Genomic DNA, 1856 nt, shown 5'->3' with positions numbered 1-1856 from the left:
CCTCCCGCGGGGGAGCCGCCGCGAGCAGCCCCCGGCGGCTCCCCCGCGGGAGGGCGACAACGTGGTGCGGCTGCCGGGTGCCGGGCCCGAGCGCGGCGCCGCCGCCCCGGTGGCGACCGCGGTGCCCCGCAACTGGAAGGGCGTGGTCGAGCCGAACTCGCCCGCCGCCCGCGGCCTCGACCTGATCCTGCAGCAGGAGCCCGGCTTCGATCCTCGCGCCTTCACGGACGGCGCCAAGGTCGCCTACGAGACCATCGTGACGGCCTTCGCCAAGGGCGACCGCAAGACGCTCAAGAGCCTGCTCTCCCGCGAGGTCGCGGACGGCTTCGAGCGGGCGATCCAGGGCCGCGAGCGCGCCGGCCAGACCGTCGAGACCACCTTCGTCTCGATCGACCGGGCCGAGATCGTCGGGGTCGACGTGCGCAACCGCGTCGCCCAGGTCACCGTCCGCTACCTCTCGAAGCTGATCACCGCCACCCGCGGGCCGCAAGGCCAGGTGGTCGACGGCAGCCCCGAGAAGGTCGTCGACGTGACCGACGTCTGGACCTTCGCCCGTACCCTCGGCAGCCGGGACCCGAACTGGCAGCTCGTCGCCACCGAGGCCGGGCACTGACCCCGCCCGGCCCGCCGGCTTGATCGGCGGCGGGCTCTCACGGAGAATGCAGCGGTGCAGATCCGCTGCGTTCCGTGGCGCGACCAAGATAGAACCGTCATTCCGGGGCCGGAGCCCGACAGCCCATGCCGCCGGCCGCCGGCCGCCTTCGTCTCCTCGCCCTGCTCCTCGCCTGCGCCGCGGCCGGCCGGGCCGATGCCGCCCCCCTCCGGGTCGGCGAGGCGGTGCTGGAGCCTGTCTCCCTCGCCTCCCTGCCGGGCTTCGCCGCCGACGACCTGGAAGCGGCCCTCGCGGTCTTCCGGGCGACCTGCGCCAAGCCCGCCGGCCCCGTCCTGGCCGAGGCGGCGCCGGATGCGCCGCTCCAGGATCTCGCCACGCCCTGCGCCGCCGCGTCCGGCGTGCCGCCCGGGGGCGCCCGGGCCTTCTTCGAGCAGAACTTCGCCGCCTACCGGGTCCTGCGGCCGAACCGCGAGGTCGCGGCCGAGCGGGGGGCGGGGTTCCTCACCGGCTACTTCGAGCCCGAGCTCGACGGCTCGCCGGTGCCGACGCCGGATTTCACCGTGCCGGCCCTCGCCCGGCCCGACGACCTCGTCTCCCTCGAGCCCGGCGAGACCCGGCCCGGCCTCGATCCCGCCCTGCGCGCCGCGCGCCGGGAGGGGGACGCTCTCCTGCCCTACCCGGACCGGGCGGCGATCGAGGACGGGGCGCTCGGCTCCCGCGCCCGCCCGCTGGTCTGGCTGCGCGACGCCGTCGATCTCCTGGTGCTCCAGGTCCAGGGCTCGGGCCGGGTGCGCCTGCCGGACGGCCGCTCCGTGCGCCTCGCCTATGACGGTCGCAACGGCCGGCCCTACACCTCGGTGGCCCGCCTGATCGTCACCGGCGGCCACCTGCCGCTCGAGGGCCTGACCCTCGCGCGCTGGACCGGCTGGCTGCGGGACAACCCGGAGGTCGCCCGCGGCCTGATCCGCCGCAACGCCTCCTACATCTTCTTCCGCATCGACGACGCGGCCACCGGGGACGGGCCGCGCGGCGCGGCCGGTGCACCGCTCACGCCCGGGCGCAGCCTCGCGGTGGATGCCACGCTGTGGCGCTACGGCCTGCCGTTCTGGCTCGACGGCTCCGTGCCGGACCCGGAGGGCGGCAGCACGCCCCTGCGCCGCCTGGTGGTGGCGCAGGACACCGGCTCGGCGATCCTCGGCCCCGCCCGCGGCGACCTCTATCTCGGCACCGGCGCCCGCGCCGG

Annotated in this window: 2 protein-coding genes; both read left to right on the top strand. The window is 76.7% G+C overall.

Annotated features, from left to right (window positions below; all coding sequences use genetic code 11):
- Positions 1 to 613: Tim44/TimA family putative adaptor protein (locus VQ02_RS32945; RefSeq protein WP_048448492.1), on the top strand; the 613-nt coding region annotated here is incomplete at its 5' end.
- A gap of 125 nt (positions 614 to 738) precedes the next feature.
- Positions 739 to 1856, top strand: a 1118-nt coding sequence (mltA, locus tag VQ02_RS32940) for a murein transglycosylase A (protein ID WP_048448491.1), incomplete at its 3' end; no start/stop codon positions are given.

Origin of the sequence: Methylobacterium variabile (assembly GCF_001043975.1) — a bacterium.
In the GTDB taxonomy this organism is placed as follows: Bacteria; Pseudomonadota; Alphaproteobacteria; order Rhizobiales; family Beijerinckiaceae; genus Methylobacterium; species Methylobacterium variabile.
This window is presented reverse-complemented; position numbering and strand designations above follow the sequence as displayed.